The 23,020-nt window shown below is 68.9% G+C and carries 19 protein-coding genes; 6 read left to right on the forward strand and 13 right to left on the reverse strand.

Annotated features, from left to right (window positions below; all coding sequences use genetic code 11):
* Positions 1-250 precede the first annotated feature (250 nt).
* Positions 251-1,381, forward strand: a complete 1,131-nt coding sequence (locus F8D48_RS09805) for a hypothetical protein (protein WP_205717377.1) — start codon at positions 251-253, stop codon at positions 1,379-1,381.
* Between the two features lies 1 nt (position 1,382).
* Positions 1,383-2,288: a TrmH family RNA methyltransferase gene (locus F8D48_RS09810; RefSeq protein WP_240806306.1), complete on the forward strand. Its 906-nt coding sequence runs from the start codon at positions 1,383-1,385 to the stop codon at positions 2,286-2,288.
* Between the two features lie 11 nt (positions 2,289-2,299).
* Here F8D48_RS09810 and F8D48_RS09815 read toward each other — a convergent pair whose 3' ends face one another.
* From F8D48_RS09815 to F8D48_RS09830, 4 genes are all read right to left on the reverse strand, one after another.
* Positions 2,300-3,325, reverse strand: coding sequence for a DUF5067 domain-containing protein (locus tag F8D48_RS09815; protein WP_151431666.1), 1,026 nt, complete (start codon positions 3,323-3,325; stop codon positions 2,300-2,302).
* Between the two features lie 145 nt (positions 3,326-3,470).
* Positions 3,471-4,301 carry a hypothetical protein gene (locus F8D48_RS09820; RefSeq protein WP_151431668.1) on the reverse strand — a complete coding sequence of 277 codons (831 nt, stop codon included), beginning with the start codon at positions 4,299-4,301 and terminating at the stop codon, positions 3,471-3,473.
* Entirely contained in the window at positions 4,295-5,107 is an 813-nt protein-coding gene (locus tag F8D48_RS09825) for an ABC transporter ATP-binding protein (protein ID WP_205717378.1), read from the reverse strand. Before F8D48_RS09825 ends, F8D48_RS09820 begins: the two co-directional genes overlap by 7 nt.
* 108 nt (positions 5,108-5,215) lie before the next feature.
* Complete coding sequence (locus tag F8D48_RS09830) at positions 5,216-6,259, reverse strand: C39 family peptidase (RefSeq protein ID WP_240806307.1); 1,044 nt, start codon at positions 6,257-6,259, stop codon at positions 5,216-5,218.
* A 177-nt stretch (positions 6,260-6,436) separates the two neighbouring features.
* On the opposite strand from F8D48_RS09830, the gene F8D48_RS09835 reads away from it, so the two are divergent.
* Genes F8D48_RS09835 through F8D48_RS09845 form a run of 3 tightly spaced genes read left to right on the forward strand, consistent with a single transcriptional unit; the run spans position 6,437 to position 10,396 of the window.
* A complete protein-coding gene (locus F8D48_RS09835; RefSeq protein WP_135970089.1) occupies positions 6,437-7,159 on the forward strand; it encodes a response regulator transcription factor in 723 nt (240 codons plus the stop codon).
* Complete coding sequence (locus tag F8D48_RS09840; RefSeq protein WP_151431672.1) at positions 7,125-9,347, forward strand: sensor histidine kinase; 2,223 nt, start codon at positions 7,125-7,127, stop codon at positions 9,345-9,347. The genes F8D48_RS09835 and F8D48_RS09840 overlap by 35 nt, the downstream gene beginning before the upstream one ends.
* Positions 9,348-9,406: 59 nt before the next feature.
* Positions 9,407-10,396, forward strand: a complete 990-nt coding sequence (locus tag F8D48_RS09845) for a diaminopimelate dehydrogenase (RefSeq protein ID WP_151431674.1) — start codon at positions 9,407-9,409, stop codon at positions 10,394-10,396.
* 612 nt (positions 10,397-11,008) lie between these two features.
* Here the strand turns inward: F8D48_RS09845 and F8D48_RS09850 are convergent.
* From F8D48_RS09850 to F8D48_RS09885, 8 genes are all read right to left on the reverse strand, one after another.
* A complete protein-coding gene (locus F8D48_RS09850) occupies positions 11,009-12,394 on the reverse strand; it encodes a dicarboxylate/amino acid:cation symporter (RefSeq protein ID WP_151431676.1) in 1,386 nt (461 codons plus the stop codon).
* A gap of 12 nt (positions 12,395-12,406) precedes the next feature.
* A complete protein-coding gene (locus F8D48_RS09855; protein WP_151431678.1) occupies positions 12,407-13,255 on the reverse strand; it encodes an SDR family oxidoreductase in 849 nt (282 codons plus the stop codon).
* A 109-nt stretch (positions 13,256-13,364) separates the two neighbouring features.
* Positions 13,365-15,965, reverse strand: coding sequence for an acetyl-CoA carboxylase, carboxyltransferase subunit beta (gene accD / locus F8D48_RS09860; RefSeq protein ID WP_240806308.1), 2,601 nt, complete (start codon positions 15,963-15,965; stop codon positions 13,365-13,367).
* Between the two features lie 37 nt (positions 15,966-16,002).
* On the reverse strand, positions 16,003-16,455 hold the full coding sequence (gene fabZ, locus F8D48_RS09865) for a 3-hydroxyacyl-ACP dehydratase FabZ (RefSeq protein WP_016310601.1): 453 nt from the start codon (positions 16,453-16,455) through the stop codon (positions 16,003-16,005).
* Positions 16,456-16,571: 116 nt separating this feature from the next.
* Positions 16,572-17,864, reverse strand: coding sequence for a beta-ketoacyl-[acyl-carrier-protein] synthase family protein (locus tag F8D48_RS09870; RefSeq protein ID WP_151431680.1), 1,293 nt, complete (start codon positions 17,862-17,864; stop codon positions 16,572-16,574).
* Positions 17,861-18,619, reverse strand: a complete 759-nt coding sequence (fabG, locus tag F8D48_RS09875) for a 3-oxoacyl-[acyl-carrier-protein] reductase (protein WP_151431682.1) — start codon at positions 18,617-18,619, stop codon at positions 17,861-17,863. The genes F8D48_RS09870 and fabG overlap by 4 nt, the downstream gene beginning before the upstream one ends.
* Positions 18,620-18,626: 7 nt before the next feature.
* Entirely contained in the window at positions 18,627-19,595 is a 969-nt protein-coding gene (locus tag F8D48_RS09880) for an ACP S-malonyltransferase (protein ID WP_151431684.1), read from the reverse strand.
* 10 nt (positions 19,596-19,605) lie between these two features.
* Positions 19,606-20,571: a nitronate monooxygenase gene (locus tag F8D48_RS09885; protein WP_151431686.1), complete on the reverse strand. Its 966-nt coding sequence runs from the start codon at positions 20,569-20,571 to the stop codon at positions 19,606-19,608.
* Positions 20,572-20,772: 201 nt separating this feature from the next.
* On the opposite strand from F8D48_RS09885, the gene F8D48_RS09890 reads away from it, so the two are divergent.
* On the forward strand, positions 20,773-21,855 hold the full coding sequence (locus F8D48_RS09890; protein ID WP_151431688.1) for a beta-ketoacyl-ACP synthase 3: 1,083 nt from the start codon (positions 20,773-20,775) through the stop codon (positions 21,853-21,855).
* Between the two features lie 50 nt (positions 21,856-21,905).
* On the opposite strand, the gene F8D48_RS09895 is transcribed toward F8D48_RS09890, so the two are convergent.
* Positions 21,906-22,931, reverse strand: coding sequence for a CapA family protein (locus tag F8D48_RS09895; RefSeq protein WP_151431690.1), 1,026 nt, complete (start codon positions 22,929-22,931; stop codon positions 21,906-21,908).
* Positions 22,932-23,020: the final 89 nt, after the last annotated feature.

Below are 23,020 nucleotides of genomic sequence, written 5' to 3' on the forward strand. Positions count from 1 at the left end.
GTCCCCCCCTGCGGACAACCAGAGTCATCGCGCAATCGCAGCCCCGCAAGGTCCTTGCCGCCGCGCAGTCGCGATGCCGCCCAGGCGACGCCCCCAACCGCCCCCGACCGCCGCGCACCGCCCGCGCGTGCTGCTTCGCGCTGATGGCGAGCGGTGCGGAACTGCGCGACAGCGCGGGCGCGGTATCATGGCGCCGTCCAACGCCCGACCGCGATCTTCCAGGAAGTACCGCCGTGACCCTTTCGCGCCCATGACCGCCACCGCCCACACCGCCCCGCGTCCCGCGGCCGCCCACGAGATGCACGGCCGCGGCCTCGACCACCCGAGCGACACCTGGGTGCACAACATGGAGGCCACCTCGGCCCTGCTCATCGCCTTCGGCAGCCTGCTTGCCTTCGCCACGGCCGCCGGCCCCCTGCCCGCGGCCGGCATCGTGCAGTGGGCCCAGGACTGCCTGTTCCCACTGCAATTCCCCGTGTTCTACTTCGCGAGCGGCTACCTCTATCAGCGCTATCGCTCCGTACGCACGAAGCGGGCCTGGGCAGCGAACATGAAGCGCGAGGCCATCGTGCTGCTCGTGCCCTTCCTCACCTTCGCCGTGCTCACCTTGGCCGTCAACGCCGTCACGGGCGGCGGGCGACCCCTCGGGCCGCTCACGATCCTCGACATGCTGCTCCTGAACCCCGTGGAGCCGCTCGGGTACTTCCCCGTCTGCCTCATCCTGTTCGCCATCACGCCCACCGCGGCCAGCCGTCGCAACGCCTCGCGGTTGCTGATGGCGGCCCTGGGCTGCAAGATCGCCATCGTCGTGCTGCTCTCCCTGCCCGCCACCGCCCCCACCGCCGAGCGGCTGCCCTGGATCGTGCAGGCCGTGGCCGAGAACTGGATCTGGTTCGCCGGTGGCATGGGCGTATCCCTGTTCCGCGTGCTGCCGCTTCTGCGCACCCCCGAGAAAGCCTGGGCCCTCGGGGCCCTCTGGGTGGCCACGAGCGTTATCACCTTCGGCGCGGGCTGGCTCGGCGAGGCCTCCTACGGCTTGCTGGACGCCATCGGCGTGGTCTGGTTCGCCTCGCTGTTCTCGGCGGCGTTCCGCTCCGGCGCCCAAGATGCCCTCTACGGCTTCGCCTCCCGCTACACCATGGCCCTGTGGCCCTTGGCGCCCCTCGGCCTCAAGCTGACCATCGTCGGCCTCACGGCCCTGGGGATCACAGCATCGGGCGCGCCCTGGCTCTGCTTCGCCGCGGGGCTCGTGGCCTGCTTCGGGTTGCCGGTGCTGGTCATGGCCCTGCTGGAGCGCGTCGGGAAGCTCGGGTTCCTCATCTACCCGGCCCGCTACCTGCCGCCGGCCCCGACCCTCATCGAGCGGAAGGGCGTGAGCTGAGGTGACCGCTTTACACGACCGGCGCGTTCCAGGTGCGGCGGCCATCGGCCCGGATGACGCCCACCTCGCCCCCTTCGCCGCCATGACCGACGGCGAGCTGCGCGACCCCAAGCAGCTCGTGGGCCTCGCCCGAGCCTGCGATCCCGCCGGCGAGCCAGACCGCCTGGCCGCCGGGCTCTTCGTCGCGGAATCCGTGAACGTCATCGCCCGGGCCCTCGACGGCGGCTGCACCCCCTTCGCCCTGCTCACCGACGAGCGCTGGCTGAACGGAGCCGCCGGGCTCATCGGCCGCATCGTCGAGGCGCACCCGCAGGTGCCCGTGGCCGTCGTGTCCACCGACGAGATGCGCTCCATCACCGGCTACCGCGAGACCCGCGGGCCGCTCTGCTGCTTCCACCGCCCCGCCGAGCCCGACCCGAACGCCCTGCTGGCCAGCGCCCACCGGGTAGCGGTGCTCGAGGACATCACGAACTACACGAATATCGGCGCCATCTTCCGCAGCGCCGCGGCCCTGGGCATCGATGCCGTGCTGCTCACCCCCGCCTGCCACGACCCGCTGTTCCGCCGCGCCTCCCGCGTGGCCATGGGCACCGTGTTCCAAGTACCCTGGGCCCGCATCGGAAGCGGCGCCCGCTGGGCCGAAGAGGGCGTGGCGCTGCTGCGCGGGGCCGGTTTCGCCACGGCGGCCCTGGCACTGTCGGAGCAATCTGTCTCCGTGGCCGACCCGCGCCTGAAGGCGGCCGAGAAACTGGCCCTGGTGCTGGGAACGGAGGGAGACGGCCTGGCTGCGGACACCATCGCCGCCTGCGACTACACGGTGCGCATCCCCATGGCCCACGGCGTGGATTCGCTGAACGTGGCCGCCGCCAGCGCCGTGGCCTTCTGGGAAACCCGCTGGGAATCGTAGGGCCGCGTCAGCTACCGGGGCAGCCCCAACGCCGAGGCCATGGCCGCGAGAAACGCCGCTTTCAGAGCCCAAACCGAGGAAAAGCGGGCGGCGGGATCGAAAGCGCAGGCTCGTTGGAGCACCGGTCGCAACATCGGCGGCACATCCGGCTCCGCGAATCCCCCCGTGGCCACCCGGGCATCTGGATCGCGCTCGGTCACCAGGTAGTACAGCAACATGCCCAGGGCGTAGACATCACTGCGCACGTCGGTCTGCCCATAGCCGAACTGCTCGGGAGGCGCATAGGAACGCGTGCCGAAATGGGTCGTGTCGGCACCGGCCCCCTCGCGGAAAGCGCGGGCGATGCCGAAGTCGATGATCGTCAGACCGCCGTCGCTCACGACGATGTTGCTCGGCTTCAGATCGCGATGGATGAGCGGCGGCGCAAAACCTCGTGCAGCTCGTTGACGCCGCCCGCCTGCAAAAGCCGGCTGGCCTCCCGCAGGGGCAATCCCAGCGAGAAACACGTCGTTGAAGGCCGCCAGTTCCTGCACCTCCACGGTGATGTCGCTCGTATCCTCCAGCTCGTAGGCGAGACCATAGGTGATGGAGGAGCCCGGCTTCACGTCGTTCATGTACTTGCCGGCGTCTTCATTGTCCGTCGTGATGGCCATCTCCAATTCAGTGCCGTTCTGGAACACCTGGGCATGGAGCGCCACCGCCGGACTGGTCGTCTCCTCGGAATTGTTCGTGAACGTGAAGGTCACCACCGCGGCGGGATTGCCCTCGTAATCCTCGGTCATACGGCAATCGTCGATGGTCACCGCGTAGTCGGAGGCGGCCTCCTGCTCGGCCCGGGCCGGCGCATCCTGGCTCGCCCCCTGTTCGGCCCGGGTCGGCGCATCCTGGCTCGCCCCCTGCTCGGCGACCGGGGTGCTCTCGGAGGAGCCGTCGGAGGCGGCCGAGGCGCCGCCGTACATGGCCGCCGTCACCAGCAGCGCGAGCACGCCGAGCACCAGCCCCGCCACGGCAAGGCCGGACGTCGGTTTCTTCTCCATAGTGATTCCCTTCTTCTCATGAATGTATCGCCTCATGGCCGTGAAGAAGGGTATCGGTTCTCGCGAATCATTTCATTAGCTGCTAGCTAAGGTTGGGCGGATGGGATCCCGAACGTCGCGGAAGCCGCCAAGATCGGCAGCGCCCCTAGCTCAGGTCGACCTTGGTGCGGATGAGGTGGGTCGACAGGGCCAGAGACCCGACGGCGACGGCGAGGTTCATGAGCATTTGCACCACCGCCACCGCCCCCAGGGCGAAGTCCCAGAAGATCGTATCGCCGGACATGACCAGAACCCCCGCGATGGAGAAGACGAGGGAAAGTGCCCAGCCCACGCCCAGATACACGCCCACCGCCGCGGCCACCTTGTGACGCCGGGCCCACCAGGCCCCCAGAGTGAGGCTACCGTAGGCGAGGCTCAAAGCATATGCGCAGGTCACAAGCATATTCCCGTAACCCAGCAGAGCGCTTGCCCCATCGCCGTCGGCCGCGAAGGCGAACCAGCCGCCCATCATGGAGGCCACGCCCGTGACCGCATCTATGTCGCCGCCGCTGACAGCCAGCGCCATAAGGGTGTACGCCAGCAGCGCCATGAGTGCGAACGCGGCCAGCGCCAGGTACGACACCCAGAACTTCGCCATGACCAGCGTTCCTGTGGGCACGGGCAGGGTGAGGGCCAGGTAGCCCTCGTCGGTGAACAGGGTGCGGTAGAAGCGCATGGAGGAAAACACGTAGAACGCCACTACGGCCGCCCAGACGAGAAAGGCGCAGAACAGCGCCCCCATGAAGAGCACCACGGTGGCATTGCCGGCCGTGGGCGCCGCCAAGGAGCCGTAGGTGCCCCAGGACACCTCGCTGATCGCCCGGGTCGCGCCGAGGCAAGCCGTGCCGGCGATGCCCGCGACCACCATAATGGCGAGCATGATGGCCGCCGGCTTCCAGAGGGCCCGCAGCTCATAGGTCATCAACTTGCCTAGCATCGGAACTCCTCTCGGAAAAAGGCGTCCAGCGTCGTGCCCTTCTCGCGCACGTAGGCCACGGGCGCATGGAGCAACATCTGGCCGTAGCGCAGCAGAATGAAGTCGTCCAGCACCGATTCCACATCGCGCACGAGGTGGGTGGAGAGAATGATGGTGGACTGGGGCCGGTAGGCGTGAATGATGGTGGACAGGATGTAGTCGCGCGCCGCCGGGTCAACGCCGCCGATGGGCTCGTCCAGAAGGTACAGGGCCGCATGACGGGCCATGACGAGGGTCAGCTGCACTTTCTCCACGGTGCCCTTGGAAAGGGTCGAGCACGCCGCGGCCGGATCCACGCCGAGGCGGCCGAGCATCTCGTGGGCCAGGGCGCCATCGAAGTCGGAATAGAAGTCGGCGAAATAGGCCAGCATTTCGCGCACCCGCATGGAGCGGGAGAAATAGGGGCGCTCGGGCAGATAGGACACGAGGGCCTTGCTCTGAGGCCCGATGGGCAGGCCCGCCACGCGCACCTCGCCGGCCGTGGGATGGCTCACCCCCGCGATCATCTTCAACAGCGTGGTCTTGCCAGAGCCGTTGGGGCCGAGCAGACCCACGATACGGCCAGCGGGCACCGAGATCGTGAGGCGATCGAGGGCCACGGCCGATCCGTAGGTCTTGGTGAGGTTCTGGCACCACAGCACGGGGACCGACGACGGCAGCGGCGCGAATGTGGGCGTCGGCTGCGGGGCATCGGGTGCGAATGCGGGAGCCGGCTGCGGGGCCTCGGGTGCGGCGGGAGCCGGCTGCGGCGGCGGGAACTCGCTCACGACGGCCTCCTTTCCCTCGGGAATACGTAGGGCCATCCTAGCACAAGAGAAACCCTGAGTACCGAGCCCATCGAATGAGCAGCGTCCCTCCACGGACCCGGGGGAACCTCAGGCTCGCTCGAAGGCCCAGAAGTTGCGGGCTTGGCCGATGATCTGGTCCACGTCCCACGTTTGGGCACTGTGGACGGGACTGTTGGGGTCGTGCACCACTACCCGGCCGTCCTCGGCCACGCCGGCCAACACGATGAAGTGGCCCGTCGTGGTGAAGTCGCCAGGCCCCACCGAGCAGATGATGGGCCGCCCCTCGCCCAACTCCGCGAGAATGCGGCTCCGGTCGGCGGGCACCTCGTGGGAGGCCAGCCCCAGCTCGCCGGCACCGGTGCCCATGAGCCTCCACGCGGTCATGCCGTCCTCCACGTAACCGCCCGCCTCGCTGAACGCGGCCATGGCCGCCGGATCGTAATCGTCCTTGCCCGTCAGGGCCACGTACACCATGGACAGGCAGGTGGGCCCGCAGCCGGCCTCGGCCACGTCGGTGCCCGCATAGGGGGCGTCGGCCCAGGCGCTGTCTATCTGGTAGAGGAAGGGCACTTCCCCGCGTCGCCATTGGTCGCGCGGGGTGCTGGTCGCCGGCTCCCCCTCCTGGGGCGCGTCGGCCACGACCGCGGGCACCAACGGCGCCGAGCCGTCAGCGCGACCGTCCAGGTAGATGGCCGCTAACTGGAAGGCGGCCACGATCAGGAAGATTCCCAACACTGCCGCCAGAGCCGCCCGGCCGACAAGGCGCGGGCGCAGGCGATGCCATACCGGCCGGGGCATCAGGGCCGCGGCCCGACGGGCCGCCTCAGCCGCGGTCCCATCCGCTCCCCCTCCCCGCCGCCGCGCCGTCGCACACCGCGAAGTCTCGCGGGAGCGCTCTGCCACAGACTGCGCGAACCGGCCGCCGCGCGCCCCTTGCGACGTCGTCGAGCCGTCCCGCCGCCCGAGACTCTCCGCCGCTCCGCCCCGCGATGCCGCTCCCCTCGCCGCAGCCCCGCACCGCGGGGCTGCCGGTCGGTCAGGGCGGCACCAGCGCTCGCGCCCATAGGGGTTCGCCGCAGAACCCCGGCGGAAGCCGTCGCCCTCGTCGGTTCGGTACAGGATGGTATCCATCGGTCGCTCCTTCGCCTACTCTGCCCTCAAGTTCCCTCTCACTTTATCGACGGCACGGCTTACACGTCCCATAGCAAATACTGACGATTCCGGCAGGGACCTTAACTTTTTCTGAAGCCTTCCGACGAGGGGCCCCTTGCCCTGCAGGCGCCGCGGGAATCGTGTACCATGGATCCTATGGAAAAACGCGCTCACATATTGGTGGTCGATGACGAGCAGGCTATCGCCGATTTGGTGGTGAACCTGCTCGTGGCCGAGGGCATGGACGCCCTGGCCTGCTACAGCGGGCAAGCCGCCCTCGATATGCTCGGCCGCACCCCCTTCGACCTGGCCATCGTGGACATCATGATGCCCGGTATCGACGGTTTCGAGCTGTGTGTGCGCATGCGGCAGATGATGGACATCCCCGTCATCTTCCTCTCGGCCAAGGACGAGGAGGCCGACCAGGTGGTGGGCTTCACTTTGGGTGCCGAGGACTACGTCACCAAGCCCTTTCGCCCTCGGGAGCTCGTGGCCCGGGTGAAGGCGCGCCTGCGCCGGCGCGCCGCAGCTCCCGCCCCAGCCGACGCCACCCTTATCACCGCCGGTGCCATCGAGGTGAATCTGCGCACCCACCTGGCCACACTCCACGGCGAACCGCTCCACCTCACCCCCAAGGAGTTCGCCATCCTGGCCCTGCTGGCCCAGTCGGTGGGCTCGCCGGTCTCGGCCGCCGACCTGTTCGAGGGGGCCTGGCACGAGCGCTTCGACGACGCTGCGGCCAACACGGTCATGGTGCACATCCGCCGCCTGCGCAAGAAGCTCGCCGCCATCGATGCCTCCACGGCCTTCATCGAGACCGCCTGGGGCGTAGGCTACAAGCTGCGTGGCGGCCCTGGCACCGACGGCCATGGCGCTTAGGAGCGAGCAGGCCCGCGTCCTCAAGCGGCGCGTGCTCGGCGTTCTCATCCGCAATCTCGTTCTGTTCAGCGGGGCCTTCGCCCTGGTCTGCTTCTCCCTGGAGACCTTCGTGGTGCCATCCGTGGCCAACTATGTGGCCGACGTCACCTCCAGCTGGCGCACCCTGGACGCTTCCCCCGAGTTCCGCCGCATCCTCGTCGACCAGGGCATGCTCGACAACGGCCTGTTCGACATGGGGGTCGAGGATCTGGTGAACGAAGGGTATTCCGGCGAGGCGGGCACAGTCGATGAGATCCAGGGGCAGGTCAACGAGATGCAGGATGCCATCAGCGAGTACGCCACGGGCCTCGAGAGCAACGCCGTTGCAGAGGCAGCCGATGAGAAGGCCCGGGCCGAAACCAAGACGTCGGGCGCCGCCAGCGGCACCCCCGAGGTGGACGCAGACGAAGAGGTGACGGGCATCGACGCAGCCGACACCCCCGCTACCGACGACGGTGCCCGCAACGCAAGCGCCGACGACCTCGCTCCCGTGCCCCTGGTGTCTTACGAGCAGATCCTCGAGGCCCAAAACGTCGTTCCCGCCGAGGCGAGCGCGGCCCAGGCCCTCGCGGCCCTGCACGCGTCCGCGTCCATCCAAGAGCTCCGACTCTCCCTCACCCTGCCCTCGCCTTTCGTGCCCGAGAACACCTCCGAGACGGAAGTCGTCCAGATACTCACCTCTGCGGCCGCCATGGGCTATGATCAGCAAATCCTCGACGAGGTTCTCGGCAACGCCTACCGCCAAGCCCAAGACGAGGCCTTCAATACCTGGACGAGCTTGCCTGCAGACCAGCGGGCCCAGGCCGTAGGGCTTTCCGACGAGCACCCTGTCTGGCAGACCGTCACCAACGAGAACGGGGTAACCTCGGTGCGCGACGTGGCTACTTACACCTTTATCAAGTCCTTCAAGCTGCCCCTGGCCGCGCTCGTCTTCGTTGCGGGCTGGCTCTTCATCATCCTGCGCACCCTGAACAAGTCCCTGCGCTACTTCGACGACTTGGCCGAGGCCGTAGGCAAGCTGCTGGCCGACAAGGACGCCCCCATCGAGCTGCCGCCTGACCTGTCCATCGCCCGCAACGAGCTGGCGGTCATCCGCTCTCAATCGCTTGCCGACGAGCGGGCCGCCCACGCCGCCGAGCAACGCAAGAACGAGCTGGTGGCCTACTTGGCCCACGACATCCGCACGCCGCTCACCTCGGTGCTCGGCTACCTGGACCTGCTGCGGGAAACCACCGATCTGCCGCGGGACACCCTGCGCAAGTACGCTGGTATCGCCTACGCCAAGGCCGAGCGCCTGGAGAGCCTTATCAACGAGTTCTTCGAGATCACCCGCTACAACCTGTCGGCCATTCCCATCGAGCGCGAGACCATCGGCGTGCGCCTGTTCTGCCAACAGGTGGCCGAGGCGTTCTTCCCCGAGGCCTCGGCCCGGGGCATCCGCATCTCCATCGACGTAGGGGCCGCCGACCGCTTCTTCGTGGATCCCGACAAGCTGGCCCGGGCTCTGGGCAACGTGCTGCGCAACGCCGTGGCCTATGCCGACCCGAACTCCACCATCGCCCTGGCCGCCCGCCCCGAGGGGCGCTTCACCGCCATCACCGTGGCCAACCGGGGCCGCGAGATATCCGACGCCCACTTGGAGACCATATTCGAGAAATTCTACCGCGAAGACGGGGCCCGCACCACCCGTTCCGGCGGCGCGGGGCTCGGCCTGGCCATCGCCCGGGAGATCGTCGTGGCCCACCACGGCGCCATCGAGGCGGCCAGCGAGCGGGGCGTCACGGTGTTCACTTTGCGCATCCCCACCGAGGGGGACGACGGCGCCGACGCGCCCGCGGCCCTGGCCCCGACGACGCCCGCCCGCGAGGGGCACCTGCGCCGCCAGCGAGCCGACGACGACCTCCGGCCTCCCCGCGCCGCCACGGCGCCGGGCCGTCCGCGCCCCGAGACCGGCCCGCCGTCCCGTCGCAGCCGCGCTGCCCATCCGAGCGAGACGCGGCCCCTCGCCGACCCGGGCGAGCGGTCGGCCACAGCGCCCCAAAGTTCTCCTCGGTTAAAACCTTGTAACGGCCGCCACGGGGCTATTCCCGCCACGGGGGCCCTGCGTGATAATAGCCCCACACCGCGACGGCGCGGCCGCACCCGCTGAAGCCACCCACCGGCTTCGCAGGAACGCCGCCCTTCCATCACCAACGCTAGGAGGCAACCTTGAACCCCATTCGCATCGGCATCCTCGGATACGGCAACCTCGGGCGCGGCGTTGAGCTGGCCGTGGCCGCCAACGACGACATGGAACTCGTTGGCGTGTTCACCCGCCGCGACCCCGCCAGCGTGCACCCCTACGGCGAGAACGTGGCCGTATGGGCCGCCGACGAGCTGGCCGCCCATACCGACGATATCGACGTGCTCGTGCTGGCCGGCGGCAGTGCCACCGACCTGCCCGAGCAGACCCCGGCAGCCGCCGCGCTCTATAACGTGGTGGACTCCTTCGACACCCACGCCAACATCCCCGAGCACTTCGCCGCCGTGGACGCCGCCGCCCGCGAGGCGGGGCATGTGGCCGTCATCTCCGTGGGCTGGGATCCGGGCATGTTCTCGGTAAGCCGCGTGTACGCGAACGCCATCATGCCCAACGGCGCCGACTACACCTTCTGGGGCCGCGGCGTGTCCCAGGGCCATTCCGATGCCATCCGCCGCATCCCCGGCGTGGTGGACGCCCGCCAGTACACCGTGCCCGTGCCCGCCGCCCTGGAGGCCGTGCGCTCCGGCGCGAACCCCGAGCTGACCACGCGCCAGAAGCACACCCGCGAGTGCTTCGTGGTAGCCGCCGATGGCGCCGACACCGCCGCCATCGAAGAGGCCATCGTCACCATGCCGAACTACTTCGCCGACTACGACACCACGGTCACCTTCGTGAGCCAGGAGGAACTCGACCGCGACCACGCCGGCATCCCCCACGGCGGCTCGGTCATCCGCACCGGCACCACCGGCGAAAACGGCGAGAACACCCACGTGATCGAGTACTCCCTGAAGCTGGATTCCAATCCCGAGTTCACCGGCTCCGTGCTGGCCGCCTGCGCCCGCGCCTGCGCCCGCATGGCCGCCGCTGGCGAGACCGGCTGCCGCACCATCTTCGATATCGCCCCGGCGCTGCTGTCGCCCCTCGCGCCCGAGGAGCTGCGCGCCACCATGCTGTAGGCCGCAGCGGTCCGCCTCCGCGCGAGCGCGCTCAACGGCGCGCGGCACGTCCGCCCCATGGCCGTCGCGCCCGTGCCGCGTGTTCGCGCTTCACGGCCGGAGCGCCCGCCCCATGGCCGTCGCGCCCGTGCCGCGTGTTCGCGCTTCACGGCCGGAGCGCCCGCCCCATGGCCGTCGTGCCCGTGCCGCGTGCGCACACACTTCGCGGCCGCGCGCTCCATCTTCGCAGCAATCGCTGCGCCGCTTTCACGGCGGGTCGCCACTCGGCGGCCCGCTTTTCACTTGAGATCCGGTGTTTCCTCCACGGCAGAATCCGAAAACGCCATTTTTGGCCACCAAACTCCGCGAAGTAGATGTAGCACCCGTCCGAGCGGGCGCCCACAGACACCGTCTCCGAGAGGTATTCTGCATTTCCCCTGGTGAGCAATAAGACGTGCAGCCGACCCGCCATGGCGGATCGAACCCGACATCTATTTCGTGGAGCTTACTGCACAAAAACCGCACCTAAAGAAGCACGGAAAATCGCGCCGGAGCGATGCACGGGAGCTCCGCGGCTACGACGGGCCGCCGCGCCTCGCCACTGGTACACCGCCACGCGCTTCGTCCGCCCCGCTACTGGCGCACCGCCACGCGCACGTCGTCTACCTCGCGGCCGGCATCGGGATCGCGGAACACCGCCATATCCACCCGTCCGGCCTGCTTGGCCACGATAGAGGTGACCACCGCATCCCCTGTGATGTTCACGGCCGTGCGGCACATATCCAGAATGCGGTCGATGCCCATGATGAGCGCGATGCCCTCCAAGGGCAGTCCCACGGCGTTGAACACCATGGACAGCGTGATGAGTCCCACCGAGGGCACTCCGGCCGTGCCGATGGAGGCCAAGGTGGCCGTGGCGATGACCGTGGCGTACTCCGCCGGTCCCAAGGGTACGCCGAACAACTGGGCCGTGAACACCACAGCCACGCCCTGCATGATGGCGGTGCCGTCCATGTTGATGGTGGCGCCGAGCGGGATGGTGAACGACGAGATGCGCCGGTCCACCCCCATCTTCTTCTCCAGGGTCTCGATATTCAGCGGGATGGTGGCGTTCGACGTGGCCGTTGAGAAGCCGAAGGCGGCCACGGAGAAGAACTTCCGCAGGAACATGAGCGGACCCATGCGGGCGAATACCCACAGGAGCGCCATATAGGTCACACCCAGCTGCAGCGCCAGGGCCGCAAGCACGGCGCCCATGTACTTCACCATGGGCAGGAAAGCCTCGAAGCCCACGTTGGCGAAAGTGCGCGCGAGCAGGCAGAACACCCCCAAGGGCGCCACTTTCATGACGAGCGAGGTCATCTCCATCATAATGTCGTTGAACTGCACGAAGAAGCTGTGCACCGTTTCCACCCGCCGCCCGAGCCGGGCCAGCACAATGCCCACGAATAGGGCGAAGAAGATGAGCGGCAGCATGTCGCCATTGGCCAGGGCCGCCACGGGGTTCTTCGGGATGATGTTGAGCAGGGTGTCCATGGTGTTCGTCGCGGCCGCCTCGTCGAGGGGCGCGGCATCTCCGTCGCCGGGCACCGCGGCCAGCGACGACATATCCACCCCCTCGCCGGGGTTGATGAGGTTGCCCACGCCGAGGGCCAGCGAGATGGCCGCGGCCGTGGTGAGCAGGTACAGAAGCAGCGTCTTCAGGCCCACCGATCCCAAGGTCTTCGTGTCGATGGCCGCCGCCCCGCAGACAATGGAGCAGAACACGAGCGGCACCACGAGCATCTGCATGAGCCGGATGAACCCCTGGCCCACCAGATAGAAGACGCCGCCCACAAGCACGTCGTCGCGCACGGGCCCGGCCGGTACCAGGTAGTGGAAGGCCACGCCGACCAGAAGCCCCAGCACCAAAGCGATGAGGATGCGGCCCGTCAGGCTCAGGCGGCTCAAGGGCAGGCGCGGGCGGCCGCCGGAACCGTCAGGCCCTTCGGTCGGTTGCAGATGGTTGCGGAACTCCATGGCAGGGCGCCCCTAGGCCAGTAGATCGTGGGCGGCCAGGTAATCGCGCAGGTCGTCCTGCCAGGTGGGCATCGTGTAGATGCCGGTCATGGTGAGCATAAGGTTCACGAGGTTGACGGTGCGGGCCTCGGCGGGATCGTTCACGGGCCGCAGGCACCCATCGGAAAGACCGGCCAGGCGCAGCACCTCCCGGGCGAAGTCCAGACGGCTTGTTACCCCCTCGTCGGCGGCGTGGAACAGCCCGTACTCCTCGCTCTCGATGAGGGCCACGATGCAGGCGGCCAGAGTGGTGACCGAGGTGGGCGACGAGAGCTGGTTCTCGGCCACGGGGAAGGGAGTGCCCGTACGGGCGGCCATGAGCAGATTGGCCAGCCAGTAGCCGGGCTCGGCCCCGTACACCCAGTTCGATCGCACGATAACGTGCTTGGGATTCAGCTCGCGCACGAAGTTCTCGCCGGCGATCTTCGACTTCGCGTAGGCGTTATCCCGGGGCAGCACCGTGTCGAACTCGTTGTAGCTGCCGCGCTCGGTGCCCGAGAACACATCGTCGGTGGACAGCTGCACGATGGAGGCCCCCACCGACCAGGCCGCGGCAGCCAGGTTGCGGGCGCCCATGGCGTTCACGCGGTAGGCCTCCACCGGGTGCGCCTCGCAGGCGGCCTCGTCGGCCATGGCGGCGCAGTTGATGACGATGTTGGGGCGATTGATGGACACGTACTGGAGCACTGCCTCGTGGTCGGTCACGTCCAGTTCGGTATCGGTGGTGATGATGACGTAGTCGCCGTGGTCGAGCAGGCGCTCCACGGCCTGGCCGATGCGCCCCGTGGCGCCGGCGATCCAGATGACCTTCCGCGGTCCCATATGCATAGCTGCTCCCATCGACGAGGTTCCACGAGGGCCAGCATAAACGAACGGACCGCCCCTGTCGGGCGGCCCGTCCAAGCGTTTCGGGAAGGTTATCTCGATGTCTTTAGAACCGAGCGAAGCGCCCCTGGCGCTGGGCGATGAGCTCGTCGGGGGTCAGATCGGCCAGCTCCTCGTAGGCCTCGCGCACGTAGTCGCGCACGGCGGCGACAGCCTCATCGGGGTTCTCGTGGGCCGGACCCTCCCCTTCCGAAATGACGGCATCCACGATGCCACCCTCGAACACCGCACGGGCGTTCATCTTCATCACCTCGGCAGCCTCGGGCGCACGCTTGCCGTCTTTCCACAGGATGGAGGCGAAGCCCTCCGGCGAGAGCACCGAGTACACGGCGTGCTCCTGCATGGCCACGCGGTTGCTCACGGCAAGCGCCAAGGCCCCGCCGGAACCGCCCTCACCCAGCAGCACGCTCACCACCGGCACCCGAAGGCCGGCCATGAACACGAGGTTGTCGGCGATGGCGTTGCCCTGGCCGCGCTCCTCGGCCTCGGTGCCGCAGAAGGCGCCCTGGGTGTCCACCAGGCACAGGATGGGCCGGCCGAACTTCTGGGCCTGGGCCATCAGACGCAGCGACTTGCGATAGCCCTCGGGCTGGGGGCAGCCGAAGTTGCGGGCCACGCGGTCGGCCAAGGTCGCGCCCTTCTCCTGGGCGATCACCGTGACCGGGTGCCCGGCAATCCAGCCGATGCCGGCCATGATGGCCCCGTCGTCGGCGAAGGCGCGGTCGCCGTGCAGCTCGATGAAGCCCTCCACGATGCCGTCGATGTAGCGCTTGGCCGTGGGCCGGTGCACGTTGCGGGCGATCTGCACGCTCTCCCAGGCGCTGCCGGCAGCGGCATCGGCGCTCACGTTGGCGCGCCGGGCCTCGCGGCGGGCATAGCGATCCAGCTCGCGGCGGTCGGCCTCCTCGGCAGTGCTCTCGCCTGCGCCGCGCCCGATGAGGCTGCCCACCACGGGCACTTTCCTCAGGAAGCCGGCCGCGGCCTCCTCGGCGCGAATGCGCTCTCCCACGATGCGGGCCTCGGGGGCCACCGACACGGTGCCGTAGGCGCCCGCACCCACTTCCAGAGCATCCATGACGCTGTGGTAGGTGACGATGCGCGACGGGTCGCTCGGCGCGTGCAGAGCCAGGATCTGGGCGAGCACCGAGCGCAGCTGGGAGCGTTCCACGATGGCGTCGATGAGTCCGTGCTCCAGGGCGAACTCGGCGGTTTGGAAGCCCTCGGGCAGCTCCTGCTTGATGGTGTCGCGGATGACGCGCTGGCCGGCGAAGCCGATGAGCGCGCCCGGCTCGGCCAGGATGATGTCGCCCTGCATGGCGAAGGACGCGGTCACGCCGCCGGTGGTGGGATCGGTGAGCACGGTGATGAAGGGCAGCGCGGCCCGGCCCAGGCGCTCCACGGCGCAGGACACCTTCGCCATCTGCATGAGGGAGGTGAGCCCCTCCTGCATGCGAGCACCGCCGGAAGCGCAGAACACCACCACGGGCAGACGCTCCTCGATGGCGCGGTCGATAAGGGCCGCCACCTTCTCGCCCACCACATGCCCCATGGAGCCCATGAAGAAGCCGGACTCCATGACGCCGATGGCCACGGGCAGCCCGGCAATGGTCGCCCGGCCCGTGCGCACGGCCTCCTCGAGGCCGCTCTTCTCGCGCTGGTCGGCGATCTTCTCGGGGTAGCCGGGGAAGTCGAGCGGGTTGGAATCGGCCATCTGGGCGTTCCATTCCTCGAAGGAGCCCGCATCCACGGTCAGGGCCAGGCGCTCGTCGGAGCGGATGCGCTGCAGGGTGCCGCAGGCGGGGCAAGTGAAGCCCTCGGAGATGATCTCCTCCTTGTCGAAGAAGAGCTTGCAGGCGTGGCAGCGGCGCCAGTGGGTGGGGCCCTCGTCATCGTCGGCGGCCGCGGGCGCGGCGCTCTCCCAGGGGGCAGCGGTGGGCACAGCCAGGCCATCGGCGGCAGGCAGCAGCTCCACCCAACCCATGAGCTGGGTGCCCTCGGCGGCCGGGGCGAACACGCGCAGGCCACGCTTGCGGGCGTGGCGCAGAAAGTACTCGTCCTCGGCCAGGGCGGCCGTGGGGCTGTCGATGAAGATGAGGGACGCGCCGCACTCCTTGGCCGCCGACAGCACCGTGTAGATGTTGCCGGACAGCTGCTCGGCGCTGACTGCCGCCGAGGTGCTGCCCAGGTTGTAGGTGGGCAGCTGGCGGCGGGCGAAGCCGTCGAGCGAGCGGTTGTCCACGGTGGCGAACACCACGTCGAGCCCGGCCTGCTCCATGGGGCCCACGAAGGCCCGGGCGTTCTTAGCCGAGGCCACCACGAGGGCCCGCGGGCGCCCGTCGGCCCCCTCGGTCGCGGTCACGGCGAAGTCGTCGCCAATGGTGGAGCGCACATCGCAGCCCACGGTGAGCGTGGCCTCCTCGGGATCCACCGGCGCGGCCTTGGGCGCCGGTGCGATGAGAGCGGCGGCGTTCTCGGGCAGGGCGCTCGCCGCGTCCACGATGGCGTCCAGGGCGTAGGCCACCGCCGCCTTCAACGACGGGTTCTCAGACGCTTCGGCCGCGGCCGGCTTCTCGACGCCGACGGTCTCATCGGCGAACAGGCGCCCGTCGCTGTCGAAGCTGATGTACTTGGATGCCGTTTTAGCCATGATTCGATCCCTCTAGCTCTCGGTTCGGCGCGCTGCCCTAAGCCAGCACGTACTTCTGGGTTGCCGTGGCGCACACCTCGCCGGCCACGGATGCCTCCACCTCGGCCACCACCAAGCGGCGCGAGGACTTCACGATGCGCCCCGTCAGGGTAACGGTCTCGCCCGGAGCCACCTGGCGGCGGAACTTCGCGCCGTCGATGCCGGCGAGAAAGCCGATATGCCCGCGCAGATCGGGCGCCTGCAGCATGGCGATGGATGCGGCCTGGGCCAAGGCCTCCATGATGATGACCCCCGGCAGCACCGGGTGGTCGGGGAAGTGGCCGCGGAAGATATCCAGGTCGGCCGGCACATCCAACTCGGCGGTAATGGACTGCCCCGGCTCGATGGCCACCACGCGGCTCACCCACACGAACGGGTCGCGGTGCGGAAGGATGCTCTCGATAACGTCGCGCCCCCAGGGCAGCGGCGCCAGCGTCGTCTCGTCAGTCATATCGTTCTCCTCGACAGGACGCGCGCCCCGCAGCCGCCGTCCTTCCCGCGCCCCGCGGGGCGGTTGTGCACTGGGAGGCGCAGGGCACCTGCGGGATGCCCTGCGCCGATAGGCCCCTAGCCCTTATAGGGCGAGAAGGCCAAAGCGGCGTTGTGGCCGCCGAAGCCCAAAGACGTGGACAGGGCCACCTTCTGGGGGTAGCCGGTCAGAGCCTCGGTGACCACGGCCACCGGGCAGTCCTCGGCCGGCTCGGCGAAGCCGGCCGTGGGAGGTACGGCGTCGCGGGCCACGGACAGGGCGCACACGATGGCCTCCACGGCACCGGCGGCGCCGAGCATATGGCCCGTCGTGCCCTTAATGGAGGTGACGGGCACCGCTGCGGCGGCCTCGGCGCTGCCCATGAGGTTGGCAAGGGCCTTGGACTCGCCGGCGTCGTTGGCCGGGGTGCCGGTGCCGTGGGCGTTCAGGTGCCCCAGGTCGGCCGGGGTGAAGCCCCCTTCAGCCAGGGCGGCGGCCATGGCAGCCGTGATGGCCGAGGCCTCCGGGTCGGGGGCGGTCATGTGGTAGGCGTCGCCTGTGCTGCCGAAGCCGGTGATCTCGGCGATGGGCGCAGCCCCGCGGGCCAGGGCGCTCTCCAGCGATTCGATGACGAGCGCACCGGCCCCCTCGCCGGCCACAAATCCGCCGCGGCGGGCGTCGAAGGGCAGCGAGGCCTGAGCCGGGTCCTCGGCGCGGGTGAGCGCCGACAGGTTCGTGAAGCCGGCGATGCAGATGGGGCTCACGGACTCCTCGGTGCCGCCCACGAGCGCCGCGTCGATGTAGCCGTGGCGGATGTCGCGCAGGGCCGTGCCGATGCAGTGGGCGCCGGTGGCGCACGCGGTCACCACGTTCAGGCACTCGCCGCGCATGCCGTAGCGGATGGCCAGGTTGCCCGCGGCGATGTTCCCGATCATCGTGGGAATGAACAGGGGGTTCACACGCTTGGGGCCCTTCTCCTCCAAGGTGGCGAAGCTCTTCTGCAGCTCGTCGATGCCGCCGATGCCCGTGCCGAACACCACGGCGATGCAGTCGCGGTTCGCCTCGGTCACTTCCAAACCGGACTGGGCCAGCGCCTCGTCGGCAGCCACGATGGCGTACTGCACGAAGCGCTCGAAGCGGCGCGCCTCCTTCTTGGAAAGGCCGTGCTCGACTCCGTCGAAGCCGCGCACCTCGGCGCCGATGCGCACCTCGTAGCCCTCGGTATCGAATCGCTCGATGGGCCCGATGCAGCAGCCGCGCTCCATGAGCGTGTTCCACAAAGGCTCCACGCCCACGCCGGCGGGCGTCACCGCGCCCACGCCGGTGATGACCACGCGATGGGTGCCGTCGGGACGGCGGGTCTGCACGCTCTCGCTCATGTTCTCACTCATAGGGACATGCCTCCGTCCACGCAGATAACCTGACCGGTGATGTAGGACGCCTCGTCCGAGGCGAGGAAGCGCACCAGGTGCGCGATGTCGGCCGGCTCGCCCAAGCGCCCGCTGCCGATGCGGCCCACGATGGCCTCCTTCTGGGCCTCGGAGAGCGCGTCGGTCATGTCGGTGGCGATGAAGCCGGGAGCCACGGCATTGGCCGTGATGTTGCGGCGCGCGAGCTCCTTGGCGAGGGTCTTGGTCATGCCGATGACGCCGGCCTTCGAGGCGGCGTAGTTCACCTGGCCGGCGTTGCCGTAGACGCCCACCACGCTGGACATGTTGATGATGCGGCCCCAGCGCTGCTTCATCATCACCTTGGCGGCGGCGCGGCAGCAGTGGAAGGTGCCCTTCAGGTTGATGTCGATGACAGCGTCGAAGTCCTCGTCGCCCATGCGGGCGGCCAGGCCGTCCCGGGTGATGCCGGCGTTGTTCACGAGCACGTCCACGCGGCCGAAGGCGTCGGTGGCCGCGGCGATGAGCGCATTGGCCTCGGCCTCGTCGGCCACGTTGGCGGCCACGGCCACCGCTTCCACGCCGAACTGACCGGCGATCTCGGCGGCCAGGGCCTCGGCGGCCGGCAGGCTCTTCTCAGACGAGCTGTTCACCACCACGTTCATGCCGGCGGCGGCCAGCTCGCGGGCGATCTCGCGCCCGATGCCGCGGGTCGATCCGGTCACGACGGCGGCGCGGCGCTCTTGGGTCTCAGTCATATATCTCCTACTCTCCGTTTTCCGCCACGAAGGCGTCGAAACTCGCGCGATCCTGGATGGCCGCGCGCGGGGCGGCGCGGTCGATGCGCTTCACCAGGTTGGCGAGCACCCCGCCAAAGCCCACCTCGGCGAACATCTGCGCCCCGGCGGCGGCCAACTTCTGCACGCTGGCCTCGAACTGCACGGGGCTCACTAGATGGGCTACCAGCTCCTCGCGCACGGTGGCGACCTCAAGCGGGGCGCCGTGCACGTTGCCGATGACGGGCACCGCCGACTCGCGGAAGTCCACACCGGCCAGGTAGGCGGCGAAGGGCTCGGCAGCCGGGGCCATGAGCGGGCTGTGGAAGCCGCCCGAGGTGGCCAGGCGCGAGAAGCGGCCCTTGGAAGCGGCCCAGGCCTCCTCGGCGCGCGAGACGGCTGCCGGGGTGCCGGCCATGACGATCTGGCCGCCGCCGTTCAGGTTGGCGGGCACGAGCACCTCGCCCTCGGCGCAGGCCGCGCACAGTTCCTGGGCCTCGGCCAGGGTGATCTTCAAAAAGGCGCTCATGACGCCAGGGTTCCCATCGGCCGCCTCGCCCATGAGACGACTGCGCTCGGCGATGAGGGCGAAGGCCGCCTCCTCGTCCAGCATGTCACCCAGCACGAGGGCGGAAATCTGGCCGAGGGAGAAGCCGAGCAGCGCATCCGGCACGACGCCGCGGGCCATAAGCGCCCAGCCCATGCCAATAGAGAGCGCGCTAATGGCGATCTGCGCGTTGCGGGTGTCGTTCAGCTCGTCGGCGTCGGCCTCGCGCACGAGGGCAGCCACATCGCGGCCGAGCACGTCGGAGGCGCAGGCGAAGGTGGCGGCCACCTCGGGGATGTCCAGCAGGTCGGCACCCATGCCGGGCCGCTGCGAGCCCTGGCCCGAAGCCATGAACACGAGCCCCGTCGGGCCGAGCGGCGCCAGAGGGGCCTCATCGAGCAGTGAAGTCATCGCCGCCCCCTTACGCGCGCTCGCGGCGGCTGTTCAGGGCCGCCAGCTCGTCCATGGTGCGGCCGGCCAGGGCCTCGGCCTCGCGCACCATCTCCTGGATGACGCCGGCCGCCGTGCCGCGCTCGGCCACGAGCGCCGCCACCTGGCCGGCCATGACCGAGCCGTTCTCCACGTCGCCGGCCACGGCGCGGGCGAGCGAGCCGGCGTACATGCCCTCCAGCTCCTCGCCGCTTTTGGCCGCCATCTCCATCTTGCGGCACTCGCGGGCGAACTTGTTCTTCAGGCCGCGCACGGGATGCCCCGTGCCACGTCCGGTGACGATGGTGTCGGAGTCCTTGGCCGCGAGCACCTTCTCCTTCCAGGCATCGTGCACGGAGCACTCCTCCACGGTGAGGAAGCGGGTGCCGCACTGCACGCCCTCGGCACCCAGGGCGAAGGCGGCCAGCATGCCGCGGCCGTCGGCGATGCCGCCGGCGCCGATGACGGGGATGGACACCGCCTGGCACACGGCCGGGATGAGGGCCATGGTGGCGAGCTCGCCGATGTGCCCGCCGGCTTCCGTGCCCTCGGCCACCACCGCGTCAGCCCCCAGGCGCTCCATGCGGGCCGCGAGTGCCGCCGATGCCACCACGGGCACCACCTTCACGCCGGCCTCCTTCCAGGCGGCCATGTAGTTGGCGGGGCTGCCAGCACCGGTGGTGACCACCTCCACGCCCAGCTCGCACACGAGTTCGGCCACCTCGGCGGCACGGGGGTCCATGAGCATCACGTTGATGCCGATGGGCTTATCGGTCAGCGCGCGGGCCCGGGCCACCTCCTCGCGAATCCATTCGAGACTCGCACCGCCACAGGCGATGATGCCCAGACCGCCCGCCGCGCTCACGGCGCCGGCCAGGCCGCCGTCGGCGATGCGGGCCATGGCCCCCTGCACCACGGGGTACTCGATTCCCAACAGCTCGGTAATGCGGGTCTTCATGAAGCGTGCTCTCCTTCTCTTGCGGCGCCGCGCACATCGCGTCTCTGCTAAACTATCTGAGAAATCTTAAGGAATTTGCCTAAAAAACTGACTGCGCGTCTAAAATCTTCACCAAACATCTTATTGCTGATGGAGAAGCTTGCCTTTAATGCGGTCAGTATCATAGCGCAGGAACGGGCATTTGTCGGGAAAGGAACAGCTGTGGGCAGCGTAATTATCGGTTCGGGGAAGTCTTTGCCGGCGCGCATCGTCACCAACGACGAGCTCGGCCAGATCGTGGACACCACCGACGAGTGGATCGTGCCCCGCACGGGCATCCACACCCGCGCCATCGCCGTGCACGAGACCGGCACCGACCTGGGCGCCGAGGCGGCGCTGCGGGCTCTCGGCCAGGCCGAGGGCGGCTGGCAGCGCGAGGAGGGCGCCATCGATGCGGCCTCCCTCGACATGATCATCTGCCCCACCCTCACGCCCGACGCGGCCTTCCCCTCCCAAGCGGCCCTCATCCGCGAGCGCATCGGCGCGGTAAACGCCGTGTGCTACGACATGTCCTGCGCCTGCTCGGGCTGCGTCTACGGCACCTCCACCGCCGACATGCTGCTGGCAGCCTCGGCCGCCGACATCGCCGCCGCAAAGGCCGCGGGCCGGCCGCCGCGCCGCAACCCCTTGCGCCGCATCCTGGTAGTGGCCGCCGAGCGCCTCAGTCGCCTGGTGGACTGGGACGATCGCGCCACCTGCATCCTGTTCGGCGACGGGGCCGGCGCCGTGGTGATGGAATGGCGCGAGGACGCGGACGGGATGCTGTCCAGCTACATGGAGAACACCGACGACGCCGATCACGTGCTGTGGTGCGACAGCGCCTTCTGCGACCGGCCGCTGCCCTTCGACGCCGTCAGCGACGAGGCCGCCCGCGCGGCCGCCGAGGCGCCCTGCGATCCCTACATGCGCATGGCCGGCCAGGCGGTGTTCAAGTTCGCCACCTCGGCCATGGTGCGCTGCATCGAGGAGGCGCTCTCCCGGGCCCAACTTTCCCCCGAGGACGTGACGCTCTACGTGCCGCACCAGGCCAACGAGCGCATCATCCGCTATGCCGCGAAGAAGATGGGCATGCCCTCGGAACGCTTCCAGGTGACTATCGACCACACGGGCAACGTGTCGGGAGCAAGCGCCCTTATCGCCCTGAACGAGGCGCTCGTGGAAGAAAAGCTCGCCGTCGGCGACATCGCGCTCATGGCCGGCTTCGGCGGAGGGCTCACCGCTGGCGCCTGCGCCTTCCGCATCTAGCATCCAAGCCGAAAGCCCCCGAACGCACAGAGGCCCATTGCAGGCAAAGCCTAAGCGGCGCTCTCGTCCTGCGCACCGTCGCCCTCGGCGGCGTCCGAGGCGCCTTCGCCCTCGCCGGCAGCATCTCCGTCAGCCGTATCGCCGGCGCCGTCCAGTTCGGCGGCAGCCGCGGCTATCTTGTCGGTGGACTCCTGGATCTTCGCATCGATGCGGGCCTTCTCGTCGCCCTCGGCGATGGTGGGCTGGTAGGTGTTGCGGTCGGACTCCGACGACACCGAGCAGGCAATGAAGTCCACAGCGTCGTTCTTCGCCACCTCGTTGCCGGTCACAGTGAAGGTCTGCTGGAAGAGCATGCAGTCCTTGTCCTCGGGATTGCTGTTGCCGCCGAAGCAGAAGTTGCCGAGGCTATACACGATGTAGCGGCCCTGGTAGACCTCCCAGCCCTGAATGACATGGGGGTGCGATCCCACCACCAGATCGGCGCCGGCATCGATGGCCGCCCGGCCCATGTTCATCTGATCGGTAGAGGGATCGTAGTCGCGCTCGATGCCCCAATGCACGTACACCAGCACCAGCTGCGCGCCCTCGGCGCGGGCCGCGGCGATGTTGTCGGTCATCTGCTTCTCATTGTCGTCGCTGTCCTCGGGGAAGTAAGCGCCCACGAGCGCCACCTTCACGCCCTTCACGTCGAAGTACGCGATGCGGTCGTAGCCGAAGGTCTTCACGTTGTCGCCCTCGAGGGCCTCGATGGTGTCGTTGTAGCTGTCCTCGCCGTAGTCCTTGGAGTGGTTGTTGGCCACCGAGGCGCCCTCCACCGAGGCAGTGGAGAGGATCTTGCTGTACTCGGGCTTGCCGCGGAAGGCGAACTCCTTATCGGCACGCTCGCCCCCCTCGGTCAGCACGCCCTCCATATTCACCACGGTCAGGTCGTCGGCACCGAACAGCTCGGCCACATTCTGCAGGAAGTAGGCGGGATCCTGCACCTCGGCGTACTTGGAGTTGAAGCTACGGGAGCCGTCGAAGTTCACGTCGGAGCCCAGGGTGCAGTCGCCGGCGAAGGTGACGGTCAGCGCCACCGGCTCGGGAGCCGCGGCATCGGCGCCGGCCTCGGGAGCGGCCGCGTCGGGCGCTGGCTCTTATACAAATCTGACGCTGCCGACGAACT

Origin of the sequence: Adlercreutzia muris, assembly GCF_008831045.1 — a bacterium.
Classification (GTDB): domain Bacteria; phylum Actinomycetota; class Coriobacteriia; order Coriobacteriales; family Eggerthellaceae; genus Adlercreutzia; species Adlercreutzia muris.